Genomic DNA, 17879 nt, shown 5'->3' with positions numbered 1-17879 from the left:
GCACGAGGAACCATGTCGGCCCGTGTCCTGATCGTCGACGATCTGTTCCCGAACGTCAGGCTTCTGGAGACGAAGCTCGGCCTGGAATATTTCGACACGCTCGCGGCCATGAACGGCCGGGACGCGATCGCGATCTGCGAGAAGGGCCTCTGCGACCTCGTCCTGCTCGACGTGATGATGCCCGGCATGGACGGGTTCGAGGTCTGCCGGCATCTCAAGAACAACCCGCTCACGGCCCACATCCCGGTGGTGATGGTCACGGCCCTCGACCAGCCCGCGGACCGCCTGCGCGGCCTCGACGCCGGGGCCGACGACTTCCTGACCAAGCCGGTGGACGACACCGCCCTGTTCACCCGGGTGCGCAGCCTCGTGCGGCTCAAGGCCGTGACGGACGAGCTGCGCCAGCGCGCGCTCGCCTCCCGGGAGTTCGGGATCGGCGATCCCCTGGCGCTCGCCACCGCCGAGACCGGCCTCGACGCCCGGATCCTGCTGATCGAGGACCGGCCCGGCTCGGCCGAGCGCCTCGCCGGGGCCCTGCGCCAGCACCACGTGGTCACGGTCGAGCCCGACCCGCAGGAGGCCCTGCGCCTCGCCGCCGAGGAGTCCTTCGACCTCGCCCTCGTGAGCCTCGACCTCACCGGCTTCGACGGCCTGCGCCTGTGCAGCCAGCTCCGGTCCCTCGACCGGACCCGGGCGATGCCGCTGATCATGCTCGCCGAGGAGTATGACCGCGCCCGGGTGGTCCGCGGGCTCGATTTCGGCGTGCACGACTTCCTGATGCGGCCGGTCGACCGCAACGAGCTGATGGCCCGGGTCCGCACCCAGGTGAAGCGCAAGCGCTTCACCGACGCGCTCCGGGGGGCGATGCAGGCCTCCCTGCAGATGGCCGTGACCGACGCGCTCACCGGCCTGCACAACCGGCGCTACCTCGACAGCCACCTCGGCACCCTGTTCGGCGACGAGGCCGCCCGCCGGGCGAGCCTCGCCGCGCTGATCCTCGACATCGACCACTTCAAGGGGATCAACGACAGCTTCGGCCACGAGGCCGGCGACGAGGTGCTGCGCGGCTTCGCCGAGCGGGTCCGCCATCACACGCGGCCGATCGACATCGTGGCGCGCTACGGCGGCGAGGAGGTGGTGGTGATCCTGCCGGAGGCGGGCCTCGTCGAGGCGCAGGGCATCGCCGAGCGCATCCGCGAGCGCGTCGAGGCGGTGCCGTTCACCGTGCAGGGGGCGACCCGGACCGTGTCGGTGACGGTCTCGATCGGCGTCGCCGTGCGCCGCGGCGAGGATCTCGGCCCCGCCGACATGCTCCGCCGGGCCGACCTCGCCCTCTACCGGGCCAAGGCGGCGGGCCGGAACCGGGTCGAGTCGCAGGCGGCCTGACCGGCGGCCTGACAGGCGTCCCCGCGTCAATACGCGCGCCCGCGCGCGCGGATGAAAAGGCCGGCCTCGCCGTGTTATCGGATTCGGCCGGCCCGTCGAGGCCGGCGGAGCGGCGCGCGGGACCGAACCCATGGACATGCAGGTACCGGCCCGATCCGGCCGCGACGCGAGCGTGCTGAACCACCGCCGCCTGTGCAAGATCGCGTCCTCGCCGCACGCCTACGTCCGCGGCAGCACGGCGCGGTTCTACGAGCTGCTCGCCGGGATGCCGGCCGGCACCCTGCCCGAGGGGCCGCCCGTCTGGATCTGCGGCGACGCGCATCTCGGCAATCTCGGCGCGCTCGCCGGCCCGGACGGCGGGATCGACATCCAGATCCGCGACCTCGACCAGACCGTGGTGGCGAACCCGGCCTTCGACCTCGTCCGGCTCGCGCTCTCCCTGGTCACCGCGGCGCTCAACGCGACCCTGCCGGGCATCGTCACCGCCCGGATGATGGACGCCATGGCGGACGGCTACGCCGACGGGATCGCCGATCCCGAGGGGGCCGAGCGGGGCGTCGACCCGTCCGAGATCGTCGTCACGACGAAGCGGCGGGCGCTCGGCCGGCGCTGGCGCCACCTCTCGCGCGAGCGCCTGAAGGGCAAGGCCGCCCGGCTCCCACGGGGCAGCCGGTTCTTCGACCTCGACGCCGACGAGCAAGACTCGCTGACGGCGCTGATCCGCGATCCGGAGATCCGCCGCCTCGTCCTGGCGCTCGGCAGCGCGGCCGACGACGCCGAGATCCGGCTGCTCGACGCCGCCTACTGGATCAAGGGCTGCAGCTCCCTCGGGCGCCTGCGCTACGCCGCCCTGGTGGAGGTGCTGGGCGGCGACCGTCCGAACCTCGCCCTCCTCGACGTCAAGGAGGCGGTGCCGCACCTCGCGCCGGCCGCCGCCGGGATCGCGGTGCCGTCGGACCACGCCGAACGCGTCGTCGCGGGCGCGCGGGCGCTGTCGCCCAACCTCGGCGACCGGATGGTCGCCGGCCACATCGGCGGCACGCCCGTCACGGTCCGCGAGCTGCTGCCGCAGGATCTCAAGATCGACGCCGAGCAGTTCTCCCGCGGCGAGGCGGTCCGCGTCTCCCGGCACCTCGCCGCCATCCTGGGCCGGGCCCACGGCCGCCAGATGGGCGCGGCCGACCGCCGGGCCTGGATCGACGCCGTGCGGGCGCCGGGCCCGGGCCCCGACGCCCCCGGCTGGCTCTGGTCGGTGGTCACCGACCTGATGGGCGCGCACCAGCGCGGCTACCTAGAGCATTGCCGCCGGATCGCCCGGGAGGCGCTGGACGCGGCCTGACGCGGCCCGGACCGACCCGGACCCGGGGCGCTTCCGCCACGCCGCCGGTTGACACCATCCCCGCCATCGCCAACACCTCCCGCCCGCCGCCTCTCGCGCGGCGGACCCCGGGAAGACCTGTGATACGATGGCGGTGACGCGCACCTACCTCGACTTCGAGAAGCCGGTGGCCGAGCTGGAGGCCAAGCTCGAGGAGCTGCGCGCCGTGAGCGCGCGCGACGGCGCGGTCTCCATCGCCGAGGAGGTCGGCCGGCTCGAGGCCAAGGCCGGCCAGGCGCTCGCCGAGATCTACGCGAATCTGACCCCCTGGCAGAAGACCCAGGTGGCCCGCCACCCGCAGCGGCCGCACTTCGTGGACTACCGCGACGGGCTCATCACCGAGTTCACGCCGCTGGCCGGCGACCGCAGCTTCGGCGAGGACGAGGCGATCCTGGGCGGATTCGGCCGGTTCCGCGGCCGGCCGGTCCTGGTGCTCGGCCAGGAGAAGGGCGCGACGACCGAGGCGCGGCTGCGCCACAATTTCGGGATGGCCCGGCCCGAGGGCTACCGCAAGGCGGTCCGGCTCATGGAGACCGCCGACCGGTTCGGTCTGCCGGTCCTCGCCTTCGTGGACACCGCCGGCGCCTATCCGGGCATCGAGGCGGAGGAGCGCGGCCAGGCCGAGGCCATCGCCCGCTCGACCGAGGCCTGCCTCGCGCTCGGCGTGCCCAACGTCGCCGTGGTGATCGGGGAGGGCGGCTCGGGCGGCGCGATCGCGCTCGCCACCGCCAACCGGGTGCTGATGCTGGAGCACGCGATCTACGGGGTGATCTCGCCGGAGGGCGCCGCCTCGATCCTGTGGCGCGACCAGGGCCGCGCGTCGGACGCCGCGACCGCCATGAAGATCACCGCCCAGGACCTGCTGCGGCTCGGCGTCATCGACGCGATCATCCCGGAGGCCACCGGCGGGGCGCACCGCGACCGCGAGGCGGCGATCCGGGCCGCGGGCGACGCCATCGCCGACGCCCTCGCGCAGTTCGACGGCCTCTCGCCCGTCGAGGTCCGCGACCGGCGCGCCGAGAAGTTCCTGGCGATCGGCCGGACCCTGTGAGCGAGCCCGGGGCGACGGGGGGCCTGTTCGGCGCGCTCGGCCGGCTGCTCGGCTGGCGCGACGCGCGGGAGCCGGGCCGGCACAACCACGCCTCCCTGGGCTGCAATTGCCAGATGGCGCACGTCCTCAAGACGCTCGACCTGCGCCAGTGGTCGGGGCCCCTCGACTGGATCTTCTCCATGCCCGGCATGGCCCGGGACTGCCTCGCCGACGACTTCGCGGCGCTCGTCGACCGGGGCCAGCTGGAGAGCATCCCGGAGGCCGAGCGGCGCGGCCCCGGCATCTGGCGGGGACGCCACCGCCTCTACCGGGAGCGGCACGGCCTCGAGTGCGTGTTCAACCACCACGACCCGGCGACGAGCGAGGCGGACTACGCCTTCCTCACCGAGGGCGTGCGCCGGCTGCGCCGGGCCCTCGACACGCCGGGCACCGACAACCGCCTCTGGATGATGACCCATCTGCACACGCCCCGCGACGTGGTCGAGGCGATCGACGACCTGCTCGGGCAGCGCGCCAGCCGCAACCACCTGACCTTCGTGCAGCTCGAGACCGGGCACCCGCGCATGGCGGTGGTCGAGGCGCTCGACCTCCGGCCCACCCTTCGCTGGCTCACCGTGCAGACGCCCTCGGAGCCGGTCGGCCTGCGGCTCGCCGACCCGGCCGACGACGCGGCGCTGGTGGCGATCATCCGCGCCGAGGCGGCGCGGCGGCCGGCTCTGTTCGCCTGAGCGGGCGCCCGGGGGCGACGTTGCGGGGCGGCGGACGGTCGGCTCCCGGGGCGGCCGTCAATGCGCGGCGCGCGACAGGGCAACGATCGCGCCGACGATGACGATCGTCTGGAAGCCGATCGAGCCGATCACCCATTTCATGATGTCGAACTTCGCTTCGGCCAGATCGGTCTTGGTGACGAGGTTCGTCAGATCGGAATCCCGACTCTCGCGGATCGCCGCGGTGATCGCCTCGGCCTGATCCTCTGACAGGCCGGTCGCCCGCAGGCGACGGACGAGGGCGTGCGTGTCGAGCGAGAGGGCCGTCATGGGCGACGTTCGCGTGTTCGAGCCGTCCGGGTCGATCGGCCGAATCCGGATGGCAGCCTCCGCGAACGTGGCGCCTTCATCCCGCCGAGGCAAGCAGCTCAAAGTTGGGCGCCCGGCGCGGTCGCACGCGTCCGCTCCGCCAGGGAGCCCACCGGTCCGCGCACCGGGCCGGCAGGCCGGACCGCGGGCGGGACCGCGCACGAGCACAGCATGGATCGCCGCGCGGCCCTGCGGCTCGAACGGCGCCGTCCCGCGACCCCGCCGCGGCGCGCTGTGGATAGCGCGCATGCGCGGGCTCTCCACACCCGAGAACAATCCAGTGTTGCAGCCGGGTCCTTGCGGTAAGGAAGGCGCAAGCTTAACGAGCCTATTGGGTTGGGGAGTGGCACCCGACGCGGCCAGCAAGGCCCGCGGGCGCGCGTAAGACGATCGAGGTTCCCCATGACGGCGCGTCTCGCGACCGCGCGACTGCTGGCGGCGGCGTCCCTGCTGGCCCTGTCGCTCGCCGCCTGCCAGGACGGTTCCGGGATCAACGGCCCGAGCGCGCGCAGCCTCGCGCCGATCGCCCCCCAGACCGTCGCGTTGATGCAGTCCAAGGGGATGCAGCCCTCCGACCCGATCCTGATCCGCACCTTCAAGAAGGAGGCGGAGATGGAGATCTGGAAGCGGGGGAGCGACGGCCGCTACGCCCTCCTGAAGACCTACCCGATCTGCCGCTGGTCCGGCCAGCTCGGGCCGAAGACCCGCGAGGGCGACCGGCAGGCGCCCGAGGGCTTCTACACGATCACCCCGGGCCTGATGAACCCGAACTCGTCGTACTATCTCTCGTTCGACACGGGCTTCCCGAACGCCGTCGACCGGGCCAACGGCCGCACCGGCAAGTACCTGATGGTGCACGGCACCTGCTCGTCGGCGGGCTGCTTCGCCATGACCGACGCCACCATCGCGGAGATCTACGCCGTCGCCCGCGACGCGTTCATCGGCGGCCAGCGCAGCTTCCAGTTCCAGTCCTACCCGTTCCGGATGACGGCCGAGAACATGGCCAAGTTCCGCAACGATCCGAACATCGCCTTCTGGCAGAACCTCAAGGAGGGCTCCGACTATTTCGAGGCCCTGCACGAGGAGCCGAAGGTCGGCCAGTGCGGGACCAAGTACGTGTTCGGCGGGGCCGACGCGGCCGCCGGCTCGTGCAAGCCGCGGGTCGACCCGCTGGTGGCCGAGAAGAGCGCGCGCGACACGCACGCGGTCGCCGACCTCGTCGCCAAGGGCACGCCGGCGGTGCGGGTCGTCTACCAGGACGGCGGCCAGAACCCGGTCTTCCGCCCGCAGAACGCCAGCGCCTTCGCGAGCCTCGGCGGCACCGAGACGGTCCTGCCCTACGACGCCAAGGAGTACGGCCGGCACAATCTCGGCGACGTGAGCCGACCCGAGACCCTGGCGGCCGGCCCGCAGGAGATCGAGCTCGCGCCGAAGGGCCAGCCCACGATGCTGGCCGGCGCCGAGCCGGCGGCCGCGACCCGCGCCGCGAAGGCCGGCGGCAAGGGGCACGGGCGGGAGCCAGCGGCGCCCACGACGCCCACGACGCTCATGGCGAACCGCGCCGATCCCGACGCGCAGGTCGAGACCACGGCGGCCCTGCCCGACAAGCCCGCTCGCATCGCGGTGGCGGACGCGGACGGCGATGCGAGCAGCTACCAGAAGCTGTTCGGCCAGCTCTTCGCCAAGGACAAGCCGGCCCCGGCGGCGCCCGCGGCCCCGGCGGTCGCCGCCGCGGTCGTGCCCGCGGCGGCGCCGGAGCCGGCGAAGGTCGCCCACGCCGCCGAGACGGTCGCGCCGAAGGCCGCCAGGGCCCACGCGGTGAAGACCGCGAAGGTCGAGGGCAAGGGTGAGTCGAAGGCCGACGCGAAGGCGGAGAAGCCCGCCCTCCGGAAGGGCGAGCCCGAGGGCCGGAAGCCCTGACGGTTCAGACCAGCGGCCGGTCGCGGTTCATCAGCCACAGGGCGTGGACCGTGCCGGGCAGCCAGCCCAGGATCCACAGCAGGATGTTCAGCAGGAACTGAAGGCCGAAGCCCGTGGTGACGAGCACGGCGATCGGCGGGAAGAAGATCGCGAGCAGGATGCGGACGAGGCTGGACACGGGGACTCCGGGCGTGAGGTCGGCACGTCCCGGCTCCAACGAAACACGGTTTTATCCGTTCCGCCCGATCTGACCCCGAACCGGCCCCGAAGACCCCGGCAGGCCGGGGCCGCGGGGGCGGCGCCTCAGTTCTTCGCCGGCGGCGTGGTGGCCGAGGGGACGTTGGCGGCCTGCTTCTCCGGGTGCTTCACCTGGCTGTAGGCGACGTTCGCGAAGGTGCCGATCACCGCGGGCCAGCTCGGGTTGCCGTATTGCGGGTCGTCGCGGCCGACCTTGCAGAAGGCCGTGGTCAGGCCGTTGACGATGTCGTCGTCGGTGACCCCGGTCGGCTCCGCCTTCACCTGCTGCACCAGCCGGGCGAGGGTCGGGACGAAGTCCTGCTGCTTCAGGCCCTTCAGGCTCGCCTGCAGGCCGATCTTGTCGAAGGCGGCCTTGAGCTTGTCCTGCTCGATCTCCGCGCAGGGCGCCGTGCCGGCCAGCATGGTCTTGGTGGCGGCGCGCGCCTCCGAGGCCTTCTCGCCGGTCACGACCGGCGCCTTGTTGCCCCAGGAATTGCGGATGTAGTCGGTGACGTTCTTCACCTCGACGTCGGTCATCTGCTGGCCGATCGCCACCATCGGGGCGAGCCCACTCTGGGCGCCGAGCCCGCCGTAGATCACCCGCAGCACCGTCTCGGGGCCCTCGGACTGGACCGAGGTGTTGCCGGCGAGCGCCGGGACCGCGCCCTCGATGCCCTTGCCGTCGGGCTGGTGGCAGGAGGAGCAGTAGGTCAGGTAGGTGGAGGCGCCGGGCGCGTCGGGCGTGTCGAAGGCCGTGAGGTCCTTCGGCTTGTAGGTCTGCTTGGCCGGCACGGTGCGCAGGTACGCCACCATGGCCTTCAGGTCCTCCTCCTTCACCTTGGAGAGGGATTCCATGATGGTCTGGCGCATCGGCCCGGCGGCGACGCCCGGCCGGTCGCCCGGGGCGGTGCCGGTCTTGAGGTAGGTCACCACCTGCTCGTCGGTCCAGGCGCCGATGCCCTGGTGGCCGTCCGGGGTGATGTTGGGGGCGTACCAGCCGTCGATCACGCCGCCGCCGAACCGGCCCGCGAAGCTCGAGTTGCCGACGAGCTTGTTCTCGTTGTGGCACATGGCGCAGTGGCCGAGCCCCTCCACGAGGTAGCCGCCGCGGTTCACCTCGGCGCTGGCCTTCGGGTCGGGCTTGAAGCGCTCCTCGGTGAAGAAGGCCGTCCGCCACGTCACCAGCGCCGTGCGGACGCTGAACGGGAACGGGATCTGGCTCTCCTTCCGCTTCTCGTTCACGGCCGGGACCGACTGGAGGTAGGCCCAGATCGCCTTGGTGTCCTCGTCGGTGACCTTGGTGAACCACGCGAACGGGAAGGCCGGGTACAGGTAGCCGACGTTCTTGCTGTAGCCGTGCCGGAACGCCTGGTCGAAGTCGGCGTAGCTCCAGTTGCCGAGGCCCGTCTCCTTGTCGGGGGTGAGGTTGGGGGTCATGATCACGCCGAAGGGCATGTTCAGCGCGTAGTTGCCGGCGAGGTACTTGCCGCCCGGCGCCGTGTGGCAGGCCGCGCAGTCGCCCATCGTCACGAGGTACTTGCCGCGCTCGATCTGGTCGGCCGACCCGTCCTGCGCCAGCGCCGGCGCGGCCAGGAGCAGGCCCGCGAGGAAGGGGGCGGCCCGCATCGGGGCCAGCCGCGCCGGGGCCGCGCGGCCGGAGGAGAGGGCTCTCGTGCGCTGCATGCCGCGTCTCCCATCCCGATTTTAGAGCTGTTTGAAACTTGTGACGCGCGTGAACGCGGCCGTCGCGGGCGTTGTTCCGGCCGGCGCCGCGCTGCGGCGTTGTGCCGTGGCCGCCCGGACCCGCAGGCCGAGGTCGGCGAGATGGGCGACGAGCCCGGCGAGCATCCACCCGGCGACCGCGACCCAGCCGGCCCCCACGAGCGCCGCCCGCAGGGCCAGCATCAGCGCGGCGCCGGAGGCGAGGTTGGCCAGCAGGGACGGCAGCGGCGGGCCGCCCCGGCGGGCGAGCCACGCGAGGGCGAGCGCCTCCAGGGCGACGAGCAGCAGGATCCCGTCGACGATCCGGCCCGACGCGAAGGCGGGGCCGAGGACCGGGTCGAGGAGCGCCCCCATCAGGCGGGCTCCGCGAACGGCCCGTTGAGGCGGACGATCCGCAGGTTCAGGCAGGCGGCGACGCTGACCCAGGCGAGGTAGGGCAGGTTCATGAGCCCCGCCGCGCCCGAGACCCGGCCGGTCACCAGCACCAGCACGGCGATGGACAGCCACAGGACCGCGACCTCGGCCAGCGCCCAGTCGGGCCGGCGGAACCGGAAGAACAGCACGCTCCAGGCGATGTTGAGCACCCCGTTCACCGCGTAGGCGGCCAGCAGGACGCCCCGGGCGACGGGGTCGGCGTCGCCGTTCCAGGCCAGCACGCCGGCCGTGGTGGTGAGCGCGAAGATCACCGCCCAGACCGGGCCGAAGGCCCAGTCCGGCGGCTTCCAGGCCGGGACCCGCAGGCGCCGGTACCACGTGTCCGTCGTGGTCGCGAGGCCGCCGGCCACGGCCACCAGCACGGCCGCGACCGCCGCCACCGCGGGCGGCCCCAGATCGGCGGCGGCGAGGCTCACGGCGAGACCCAGCGGAACAGGTGCGCGAGGTCCTTGAAGAAGATCCGCGCGTGGGCGGCGGGCTTCGCGCGGACCAGCTCCTTGTTCATGTAGCTGTCCCAGGTAAGCTGCTGGACGTCCTTGTCCCGGCAGATCGAGACGAAGCGCTCGCGCAGGCCGTCGCTGCGGTACCAGACCCACTGCATCATCCCGAGGATCCAGAACACGCGCCCGTGCAGCTTCATGAACTGCTTCCGCGCGCCCGCGAGGGCGCGCGCGTCCCCGGTCCGCAGGAAGGCGGCGGCGGCCTCGGCCGACAGCCGGCCGCCGAGCATCGCGTAGTAGATCCCCTCGCCGGAGGCCGGCGCGACGACGCCCGCGGCGTCGCCCGCGAGCAGCACGTCCCGGCCGTTGTCCCAGCGCTTCAGGGGCTTCAGCGGCAGCGGCGCCCCCTCGCGGCGGACGGTCTCGGCGTGGTCGAGGCCGGTGGCGGCGCGCAGGGCCCGGATCGAGGAGCGCAGCGAGAACCCCTTCCGCGCGCTGCCGGTGCCGATGCTCAGCGTGTCCCCGTGGGGGAAGATCCAGCTGTAGAAGTCCGGCGAGTGGCGACCCTGGTAGTAGACGTCGCAGCGGGTGGCGTCGACCGACCCGGCCCCGGGGGCGCCGGCCTCCGGGACCCGCAGGATCTCGTGATAGGCGAAGACCTGCCGCATCCTGGCGTGGCCCGGCACCTCCGCGCGGCCGACCGGCGAGCAGGCGCCGTCGGCGCCGAGGACGAGGCGGGCCCGGACGGCGTGGCGGGCGAGGCCGGCCCCCGCGCCGGTGGTGAAGTGGACCAGCGGCGGCCCGTCGTCGGGCCGGGTGATCCGGTCGTAGGCCGCCGCGCGCAGGTCGGCGCCGGCCGCCGCGGCCCGCTCGCGCAGCCACGGGTCGAAGTGCTCGCGGTCGACCATGCCGACGAAGCCCTCGCCCACCGGCATGTCGACGGCCTTGCCGCTCGGCGCCACCATCCGGGCGGACCGGATCTTCGCCACCAGGAGCGCGTCCGGGATCGCGAAGTCCCGGATCAGCCGGGGCGGGATCGCGCCGCCGCAGGGCTTGATCCGGCCGGGCTTGTCGAGGAGCAGCACCGCGTGGCCGGCCCGGGCGAGGTCGGTCGCCGCCGTGGCGCCCGCCGGCCCGCCGCCGACCACGACGACGTCGTAGCTGTCGCGGCCGGGGCCGCCATCATCCAACCGGGCCATGGCCTCACCTCGCGCTGAAGGCAGGATCGAGCGGCACCGTGTCCGGTGCCGGAGCGGGTTCGAGCCGCGCCGCCAGGACGACCGCGACGAGGAACAGCAGCCCTTCCGCGGCGAAGACCGCCGCGTAGGCCTGGACGGGTTCGGCGGTGACCAGCCGGACGGCGTCGACCGCCACGGCCCCGAGGAAGCCGCCGGCCCCGAAGGCGACGCCCTGCGCGGCGCCCCAGACGCCCATGCGGGTTCCGCGCTCCCGCGCGTCGCCGCGGCCGGCGAGCGCCATCATCGAGCCGATGGCGGCGACCGCGTAGGCGCCGTTGGCCACCCCGAGGGCGAAGACCGTCGCGCGCAGGGGGAAGTCCGATCCCGCCGCCGCGCCGCTCGCCAGGGCGAAGAGGGCGGCGGCCGAGCCGGCGCAGCCGATCCCGATCCAGAGCCGCAGGGAGGCGAGGACGGTGCCGCGGGCGAGGAGCGTCACCGCCGCCACCAGCAGCATGCCGGCGAGCACGCCGCCGTGCTGGAGGCCGGCGAGCTTGGTGGTGGCGCCGGGGCTCATCGCGAAGACGAGGCCGGCATAGGGCTCCAGGATCAGCTCCTGGGCGCTGTAGGCCAGCATCGACACGAAGACGAAGATCGTGAAGGTCCGACTCACGGGGTCGGCCAGCACGTGGGCCAGCACGGTGAAGAACGGGCGGCGCGCCTCCGCGGGCTCGGGCGCCCGGACCGGCAGGCGGCGCTCGACGCCGGCGACCGCGAGCGCCGCCACGCAGAAGGCGACGAGCGAGACCGTGCCCGACACCGCCGCGAGGCGCGGGCCGGAGAACGGGTCGAGGAAGTGCCCGGCGAGCGGCGCCGTGACGGCGAAGCCGACGATCATCATCACCCAGACGACGGTGGCGGCCGCGCCCCGCCGGGCCGGCGCGACGCCGCCCGACAGCAGGACGAGGAGCGAGGTCCCGGCCGCGCCGACGCCCATGCCGACGCACAGGAACGAGAGGGCGGCGAGCGCCAGCCCCAGGGCGAGGCTCTCGGCCGCCAGCGCGGTGCCGCAGGCGGCGCCGAACCCGCCGAGGCAGAGGGCCGCCATGCCGCCGACGATCCAGGGGGTGCGCCGGCCGCTGCGGTCGGAGCCGTAGCCCCAGCGCGGGCGCAGGACCTGCACGGCGTAGTGCAGGGCGACCAGCAGGCCCGGCACGAGGGCGGGCAGCGCCAATTCCACCACCATGACCCGGTTGAGGGTGGCGGTCATCAGCACGACGACGCTGCCCAGCGCGGTCTGGACGAGGCCGAGGCGGACGATCTGGGGCCAGCCGAGGCCCGTGCCGGGGTCCGGTGCCATCACGCCCCTCCCACCAGCGGGCGCAGCGCGAAGGCCGCGACCAGCATGCCGAGGACGTAGAGGGTGGTGCCGGTGCCGTTGTACCAGATCGCCCGCTCCCGGGGATTCTCCAGAAACCGGGCCATCAGGGCGAACTGCCCGGCGAGCAGCGCGGCGACGAGGCCGGCGTGCCAGTAGCGCTCCCAGCCGACGAGGAGCGCGATCACCGCCACCTGCGGCAGGGCCATGACCAGGCAGGCGAAGCGCGCGGCGCGCTCGGAGCCCATCTGCACCGGCAGCGACAGCAGCCCCATCCGGCGGTCGCCCTCCACGGACTTGAAGTCGTTGAGGGTCATGATGCCGTGGGCCCCGGCCGCGTAGAGCAGCGCCACCAGGAGCACCCGCCGGTCGGGCAGGGCGGCGGCCATGACGGCGGCGCCGGTGAACCAGGGCAGCCCCTCGTAGCAGAGCGCCACCGCGGCGTTGCCCCACCAGCCGTTCCGCTTCAGCCGCACCGGCGGCGCCGAGTAGATCCAGGCCAGGACCAGCCCGAACAGCGCGGCCCCGAGGATCCAGGGCCCGAGCGCGGCGGCCACCGCCAGCGACAGCGCCGTCCAGGCAAGCGCGAGGTAGAGCCCCCAGCGGCCCGGGATCCGCCCGGAGGGGATCGGCCGGTTCGGCTCGTTGATCGCGTCGACGTGGCGGTCGAACCAGTCGTTGGCGGCCTGGCTGGTGGCGCAGACCAGCGGGCCGGCCAGCAGGATGCCGGCGGCGATCACCGGCCACTGGCCGCTGGCCGGCTGGCCCGAGGAGATCACCCCGCAGGCGAAGGCCCACATCGGCGCGAACCACGTGAGCGGCTTCAGCAGCTCGATGACTGCGCTCGGGGCGGGCGTAGCGGTCATGACGGGAGGCTACCGGCGCCCGGCGGGGTGTCAAGCCAGATTTACACCGCGCGCCAGCATGTGCGCGACGTTTGTCGAATAAATACAGCGGCGGACCAGAAATACATTATCCGAAACACCGACAAACCGTGCCGGCGGGACCGCCCGCGCGGGCGCTTTCCGGCGCTCCGGCGGCGCCCCGGGCGTTCCCGGCGACCCCCGTCCGCGAGGACGATTCCGGGATCTTCGAGGCCTTCGGTGCCAGGATCCGAGGGGGTCCGGCGCCCCGCCGCGCGCACCTTCGGGGGATGGGAAAGGATGGGATGGGATGGGATGGGACGGGTCCCGCCGCGCCCGGAGGCCGCGCCCGGATCCTCAGATGTCCTCGACCGGGCCGTCCAGGTCGCCGACGCCGTAGCGCCGCATCTTGGCGTAGAGGCCCTGCCGGCTCAGGCCGAGCATCTCGGCCGCCGAGGCCCGGTTGTCCCGGGTGATCCGCAGCGCCGCCTCGATGCAGAGCTTCTCGATCAGGTCGGTCGTCTCGCGCACCAGGGTCTTCATCGAGACCCGGCCGACCAGCTCGGTCATCTGCTCCACCGAGCGGGGCACCTCCCGCCCGACCCCGGGGCGCCCTTCGGCGATCCGCCGCGGGCCCGACCGGATGGCGAAGCCCAGGCAGGGGCGGGCGCCAGCCACCGACACGGCGGCGACCTCCACGTCCTCCATGCCGCCGTAGGCGCCGCGGACGACGGTGGCGAAGCGGCGCACGGCGCCGTGGTCGACGAGGGTCGCGAACAGCGCCTGCGCCTCGGTCTCGTCGCGGCCGAGCCAGTGGTCGAGGGTGCGCCCGCGGGCCTGGCCCACCGTGGCGAGCTGCGCCAGTTCCAGGAAGGCGGCGTTGGCCATGAGGATCCGCCGCGCCGAATCGGTGACCACGAAGCCCTCCGGCATCGCCTCGATCACCGCGGCGGTGGGCGCCTCCTGGTCGGGCCCGGGCGCCGCCGTCGCCGGGTCGGCGACCAGCTGCAGCAGCGCGCTCGCGCCGCCCTCGCCCCGGAACAGCGAGGCCGAGACCGTGACCTCCCCGCGCCCGTGCTGCAGCGCCGCCCGGATCTCGCCCGCCTGCCCGGTCGCCCGCAGGGCGGCGAACTGCGCCTCCAGGGCCCGGGTGCTGGCGGGGTCGAACAGCTCGACGGCGTCCTGCCCGGCGATGCGCTTGGCCGGGCGCCCGAGGAGGCGCGCCGCGGCCGGGTTGGCCTCGGCCACCCGGCGCGTGCCGGCATCGACCACCAGCACCGGCTCGCCGGAGATCTGGAACAGGAGCCGGTAGCGGGTCTCGGCGGCGCGGAGCCGGTCGTAGTCCCGCTCCAGGGCCTGCTGGGTCTCCACCAGCCGGCGCTGCAGGGCGGCCACCGCCCGCATGTCGCGCCCGAGCACGAGGATCGGGCCGCCCTCCGAGGGCCGGATCGACGCGTAGCGGATCGGCAGGTCGGCGCCGTCGGGCGAGGGGTGGTTCACCTGGCGCCAGCGGGTGATGCCGTCGGCCCCAGCGTCCCGCAGCAGGGCGTCGACCTTCGGGCGGCTCTCCACCGTGACGGTGTCGATCCAGCGCCGGCCCAGCCAGCCCGCCACGGTCTCGGCCGCGAGATCGGCGCCGACCGTGGCGTCCCGAATCACCCCGTCCGCGTCGATCACCAGGGAGAGGTCCGCGGACGCCGCGACGATGCGCCCGACCGCCTCACCCTGGAGGAGGCCGGCCACCTGCTGCAGGACCGCGGGCGGCGACTGCGGGGAGGGGCGGGGCTGAGGGGTCACGGTCACCGCAATGTGATAGTCGGTTGGAGGCCCTTTCAGCAGGCCAAGGCCTGTCTGTCCAGCAAAGCTTCGGCCGCGGCGGGCGCGAGGCACGCGTCCGACGCGCAGGCATCCGCCCCGACGATCCCCGCCTCGCCGCCGTGGCGCGCGAAGAAGGGGCCGCCGACCAGCACCCGGACGTCCCGGTTGCGCGAATCGCGGCGCACCTCCGCCACCGTCGCCGTCAGGACCGGCAGCAGGACGTCGCAGGAGAGCGACAGGCCGACCACGTCGAACCAGTCGGACCGGAGCAGGTCCAGGGGGTCGACCCCCGGCCCGGGCACCGCGGTGGTCACGTCCCAGCCGGCCTCCCGGAAGAAGCTCGCGACCAGCGACAGGCCGAAGACGTGGGTCTCGCCCGGGCAGGGCAGCAGCAGGACGCTGCGCCCGTTGGCCGGGACCGATTCGCTCTCCAGCTCGGCGCAGAGGCGGCGGCTCACGGTGTGGAGCCGCCCGAGGGCCTCGGTCACCGCCAGGAAGTCACAGGCATCCTCCTCCCAGAGGGCGCCGAGGTGCCGGGCGGCCGGGGCGAGCAGGTCGAGGAGCAGGCGCGGGAGCGGCAGGCCGCCGTCGCGCAGGGCGTCCACGCGGGCGTCGAGGTCGACCGGGCCGGAGGCCAGGAGCAGGGCGCTGAAGTCGGCGATCTCCCGCGCGCTCGGCGCCCGGTCCGCCGGGACGGCGCGGCCGGCGGGCCGGTGGGCCAGCATCAGGCGGGGCAGGATCTCCGCCTCGACGACCTTGGCGAGCGCGTCGGGCACAGGCCTGTGCAGGTCGGGCCAGCCGAGGGCCGCCTCGCGGAACACGGGGAGCCCGTCGCTCACGGGGCTGCAGCCGGCCGCGGACGGACCGTGATCCAGACGGCCACCGAAATGCCTCCAGTTTCCCATCGGCATCCTCCCTGAGACGGCCCCGTCCCGGAAGGGCCGGCGGATCCGCTCGCGCGCTCGGTGTGGCGTTGCTCGCCCGTCTATTCTTCGTGTCCGTCAGTTCCTGAGTCTGACAAGCCGAACGGCAGCAATCTCTGCCGCCACGGCCGACGATACGCTTCCTGACGATCTTGGCAATGATCTTATTCGAAGAAAAAATATCCCTGCCACTGTCATGTCGTGGAAGCGTCAAGCGCACTTGACACTTCCCGGACCCCCGCCCTAGCCTCTGTCCACGACGGAGCCTGAGGCGCCGCCGACGACCAGGGAGCGGATGCATGGGTCCCGAGGACCGGCCGGCACGACCGCTCTACACGCCCGCCGAACGGCGCCGGCGCGATTCGTCGCTCTGGACCGTGGTCCAGGGAGTGCTGGCGCCCCTCCAGTTCGCGATCTTCCTGGTGAGCCTCGTCCTGGTGCTGCGCGCCCTGGCCACCGACGACGGCCTGCGCGCGGCCGAGATCTCGGTCGTCGTGAAGACCCTGGCCCTCTACGCGATCATGGTCACCGGCTCGATCTGGGAGAAGGTCGTGTTCGGGCGGTGGCTCTTCGCGCCTGCCTTCTTCTGGGAAGACGTGGTCAGCATGCTGGTGCTGGCTCTCCACACCGCCTACCTCGCGGCCCTCGCCACGGGCGCGCTCAGGGGTCAGGCGCTGCTGCTCCTCGCGCTGGCGGCCTACGCGACCTACGTGATCAACGCGGCCCAGTTCCTCCTGAAGCTCCGGGCCGCGCGCATGGAGAGTGCCGGAAGTCGCGCGCCGCGCCTCGCGGAGGCGCTGCCGTGAACGCTCCCCTGGTCCATCAGCCACCCTGCGGCGGCATCGAGCTCCGCCAGGAGCAGGGTCAGCGGGCCGTGTTCTGCGGGCTGACCGGCATCGTCTGGCTGCACCGGAAGATCCAGGATGCCTTCTTCCTGGTGGTCGGCTCGCGCACCTGCGCGCACCTGATCCAGTCCGCCGCCGGCGTGATGATCTTCGCCGAGCCGCGCTTCGCCACGGCGATCATCGACGAGCGCGACCTCGCCGGCCTCGCCGACGCCAACGAGGAGCTCGACCGGGTGGTGACCCGGCTGATCGAGCGCCGGCCGGACATCAAGCTCCTGTTCCTCGTGGGCTCATGCCCGTCGGAAGTGATCAAGCTCGACCTGTCCCGGGCGGCCCAGCGCCTGTCGGGACGGCTCGCCCCCGTACGCGTGCTGAACTACTCGGGTTCCGGCATCGAGACGACCTTCACGCAAGGGGAGGATGCCTGCCTCGCCGCCCTCGTGCCCGACCTGCCCCGCGAGGCCGAGACGGCGGTCCCTTCGCTCCTCGTGGTCGGGGCGCTGGCCGACGTGGTGGAGGATCAGTTTCTCCGGCTCTTCGCCGCGATGGGGATCGCGGATGTCCGGTTCCTGCCCGCCCGCCGGGCGAACGCGATGCCGGCTGTTGGGCGCAACACCCGCTATCTGCTGGCCCAGCCCTTCCTGACCGACACGGCCCGGGCCCTCGACGAGCGTGGCGCCCGCCGGCTGCCCGCGCCGTTCCCTCTAGGCGCCGAAGGCACTACCGGCTGGCTTCGGGCAGCCGCCGAGGCGTTTGGCGTCTCCGAGGCCGCCTTCGAACAGGCCACGGAAGCGGGCCGCGCCCGCGCCGAGACCGCGCTCGCCCCCCACCGCGAGAGGCTCGGCGGCAAGCGCGTGTTCTTCTTCCCCGATTCGCAGCTGGAGGTTCCGCTCGCCCGCTTCCTCGCCCGGGAGCTCGGCGCGGACCTCGTGGAGGTCGGGACGCCGTACCTGCACCGGGGGCATCTCGCCGCCGAGATCGAGCTGCTGCCCGCGGGCACGCGGGTGACGGAGGGCCAGAGCCTCGACGACCAGATGGACCGCTGCCGGGCGGAACGGCCGGATCTCACGGTCTGCGGCCTCGGCCTCGCCAATCCGCTGGAGGCGGAGGGGCTGTCGACCAAGTGGTCGATCGAGCTGCTGTTCACGCCCGTGCAGGGCTACGAGCAGGCCGGCGACCTCGCGGAGCTGTTCGTGCGCCCGCTCCGCCGCCGCGCCCTGCTGGAGGTGTAG

General features: G+C 73.5%; 17 protein-coding genes. 7 read left to right on the top strand and 10 right to left on the bottom strand.

The window, feature by feature from the left end; genetic code table 11:
- Nucleotides 1-12 precede the first annotated feature (12 nt).
- From ABIC30_RS25380 to ABIC30_RS25365, 4 genes are all read left to right on the top strand, one after another.
- The gene (locus ABIC30_RS25380; RefSeq protein ID WP_020095234.1) at nucleotides 13-1386 is read left to right on the top strand and encodes a PleD family two-component system response regulator; all 1374 of its coding nucleotides are present in this window, start codon (nucleotides 13-15) and stop codon (nucleotides 1384-1386) included.
- A gap of 130 nt (nucleotides 1387-1516) precedes the next feature.
- Nucleotides 1517-2725 carry a DUF2252 family protein gene (locus ABIC30_RS25375; RefSeq protein WP_020095235.1) on the top strand — a complete coding sequence of 403 codons (1209 nt, stop codon included), beginning with the start codon at nucleotides 1517-1519 and terminating at the stop codon, nucleotides 2723-2725.
- 127 nt (nucleotides 2726-2852) lie between these two features.
- A complete protein-coding gene (locus ABIC30_RS25370) occupies nucleotides 2853-3815 on the top strand; it encodes an acetyl-CoA carboxylase carboxyltransferase subunit alpha (RefSeq protein ID WP_020095236.1) in 963 nt (320 codons plus the stop codon).
- Nucleotides 3812-4543 carry a DUF1796 family putative cysteine peptidase gene (locus ABIC30_RS25365; RefSeq protein ID WP_354456234.1) on the top strand — a complete coding sequence of 244 codons (732 nt, stop codon included), beginning with the start codon at nucleotides 3812-3814 and terminating at the stop codon, nucleotides 4541-4543. The genes ABIC30_RS25370 and ABIC30_RS25365 overlap by 4 nt, the downstream gene beginning before the upstream one ends.
- 57 nt (nucleotides 4544-4600) lie before the next feature.
- Here ABIC30_RS25365 and ABIC30_RS25360 read toward each other — a convergent pair whose 3' ends face one another.
- Complete coding sequence (locus ABIC30_RS25360; RefSeq protein ID WP_020095238.1) at nucleotides 4601-4852, bottom strand: CCDC90 family protein; 252 nt, start codon at nucleotides 4850-4852, stop codon at nucleotides 4601-4603.
- Between the two features lie 441 nt (nucleotides 4853-5293).
- Between ABIC30_RS25360 and ABIC30_RS25355 the strand changes: the two genes are divergently transcribed.
- On the top strand, nucleotides 5294-6811 hold the full coding sequence (locus tag ABIC30_RS25355) for a L,D-transpeptidase family protein (RefSeq protein ID WP_020095239.1): 1518 nt from the start codon (nucleotides 5294-5296) through the stop codon (nucleotides 6809-6811).
- A gap of 4 nt (nucleotides 6812-6815) precedes the next feature.
- On the opposite strand, the gene ABIC30_RS25350 is transcribed toward ABIC30_RS25355, so the two are convergent.
- The 9 genes from ABIC30_RS25350 to ABIC30_RS25310 all read right to left on the bottom strand — a co-directional run bounded on the left by ABIC30_RS25350 (nucleotide 6816) and on the right by ABIC30_RS25310 (nucleotide 15784).
- Nucleotides 6816-6989, bottom strand: coding sequence for a YqaE/Pmp3 family membrane protein (locus ABIC30_RS25350; protein ID WP_012318839.1), 174 nt, complete (start codon nucleotides 6987-6989; stop codon nucleotides 6816-6818).
- Nucleotides 6990-7114: 125 nt separating this feature from the next.
- Nucleotides 7115-8731 (bottom strand): cytochrome c, encoded by a 1617-nt coding sequence (locus tag ABIC30_RS25345; RefSeq protein WP_020095240.1) that lies wholly within the window; start codon nucleotides 8729-8731, stop codon nucleotides 7115-7117.
- Nucleotides 8732-8752: 21 nt separating this feature from the next.
- Entirely contained in the window at nucleotides 8753-9124 is a 372-nt protein-coding gene (locus ABIC30_RS25340; protein ID WP_020095241.1) for a hypothetical protein, read from the bottom strand.
- Nucleotides 9124-9621, bottom strand: a complete 498-nt coding sequence (locus ABIC30_RS25335; protein ID WP_020095242.1) for a TspO/MBR family protein — start codon at nucleotides 9619-9621, stop codon at nucleotides 9124-9126. Before ABIC30_RS25335 ends, ABIC30_RS25340 begins: the two co-directional genes overlap by 1 nt.
- Nucleotides 9618-10844 (bottom strand): geranylgeranyl diphosphate reductase, encoded by a 1227-nt coding sequence (locus ABIC30_RS25330; RefSeq protein ID WP_020095243.1) that lies wholly within the window; start codon nucleotides 10842-10844, stop codon nucleotides 9618-9620. The genes ABIC30_RS25335 and ABIC30_RS25330 overlap by 4 nt, the downstream gene beginning before the upstream one ends.
- Before the next feature lie 4 nt (nucleotides 10845-10848).
- Nucleotides 10849-12180 (bottom strand): BCD family MFS transporter, encoded by a 1332-nt coding sequence (locus tag ABIC30_RS25325; protein WP_020095244.1) that lies wholly within the window; start codon nucleotides 12178-12180, stop codon nucleotides 10849-10851.
- A complete protein-coding gene (gene chlG / locus ABIC30_RS25320) occupies nucleotides 12180-13064 on the bottom strand; it encodes a chlorophyll synthase ChlG (protein WP_020095245.1) in 885 nt (294 codons plus the stop codon). Before chlG ends, ABIC30_RS25325 begins: the two co-directional genes overlap by 1 nt.
- A gap of 354 nt (nucleotides 13065-13418) precedes the next feature.
- Nucleotides 13419-14864, bottom strand: a complete 1446-nt coding sequence (gene ppsR, locus ABIC30_RS25315; protein ID WP_354456231.1) for a transcriptional regulator PpsR — start codon at nucleotides 14862-14864, stop codon at nucleotides 13419-13421.
- 29 nt (nucleotides 14865-14893) lie between these two features.
- Nucleotides 14894-15784 (bottom strand): cobalamin B12-binding domain-containing protein, encoded by an 891-nt coding sequence (locus tag ABIC30_RS25310; RefSeq protein ID WP_026605259.1) that lies wholly within the window; start codon nucleotides 15782-15784, stop codon nucleotides 14894-14896.
- Nucleotides 15785-16101: 317 nt separating this feature from the next.
- Between ABIC30_RS25310 and bchF the strand changes: the two genes are divergently transcribed.
- Together bchF and ABIC30_RS25300 are read left to right on the top strand one after the other, a co-directional pair.
- Nucleotides 16102-16608, top strand: coding sequence for a 2-vinyl bacteriochlorophyllide hydratase (gene bchF, locus ABIC30_RS25305; RefSeq protein WP_020095248.1), 507 nt, complete (start codon nucleotides 16102-16104; stop codon nucleotides 16606-16608).
- Nucleotides 16605-17879, top strand: coding sequence for a ferredoxin:protochlorophyllide reductase (ATP-dependent) subunit N (locus tag ABIC30_RS25300; RefSeq protein ID WP_020095249.1), 1275 nt, complete (start codon nucleotides 16605-16607; stop codon nucleotides 17877-17879). The genes bchF and ABIC30_RS25300 overlap by 4 nt, the downstream gene beginning before the upstream one ends.

The organism is Methylobacterium sp. 1030, from assembly GCF_040544715.1.
Lineage (GTDB): Bacteria > Pseudomonadota > Alphaproteobacteria > Rhizobiales > Beijerinckiaceae > Methylobacterium.
This window is presented reverse-complemented; position numbering and strand designations above follow the sequence as displayed.

Coding starts and splice junctions, on each gene's coding strand:
- ABIC30_RS25380 (WP_020095234.1), top strand. CDS start 13: ATGTCGGCCCGTGTCCTGATCGTCGACGATCTGTTCCCGAACGTCAGG.
- ABIC30_RS25375 (WP_020095235.1), top strand. CDS start 1,517: ATGGACATGCAGGTACCGGCCCGATCCGGCCGCGACGCGAGCGTGCTG.
- ABIC30_RS25370 (WP_020095236.1), top strand. CDS start 2,853: ATGGCGGTGACGCGCACCTACCTCGACTTCGAGAAGCCGGTGGCCGAG.
- ABIC30_RS25360 (WP_020095238.1), bottom strand. CDS start 4,852: ATGACGGCCCTCTCGCTCGACACGCACGCCCTCGTCCGTCGCCTGCGG.
- ABIC30_RS25355 (WP_020095239.1), top strand. CDS start 5,294: ATGACGGCGCGTCTCGCGACCGCGCGACTGCTGGCGGCGGCGTCCCTG.
- ABIC30_RS25345 (WP_020095240.1), bottom strand. CDS start 8,731: ATGCAGCGCACGAGAGCCCTCTCCTCCGGCCGCGCGGCCCCGGCGCGG.
- ABIC30_RS25340 (WP_020095241.1), bottom strand. CDS start 9,124: ATGGGGGCGCTCCTCGACCCGGTCCTCGGCCCCGCCTTCGCGTCGGGC.
- ABIC30_RS25330 (WP_020095243.1), bottom strand. CDS start 10,844: ATGGCCCGGTTGGATGATGGCGGCCCCGGCCGCGACAGCTACGACGTC.
- ABIC30_RS25325 (WP_020095244.1), bottom strand. CDS start 12,180: ATGGCACCGGACCCCGGCACGGGCCTCGGCTGGCCCCAGATCGTCCGC.
- chlG (WP_020095245.1), bottom strand. CDS start 13,064: ATGACCGCTACGCCCGCCCCGAGCGCAGTCATCGAGCTGCTGAAGCCG.
- ABIC30_RS25310 (WP_026605259.1), bottom strand. CDS start 15,784: ATGGGAAACTGGAGGCATTTCGGTGGCCGTCTGGATCACGGTCCGTCC.
- bchF (WP_020095248.1), top strand. CDS start 16,102: ATGGGTCCCGAGGACCGGCCGGCACGACCGCTCTACACGCCCGCCGAA.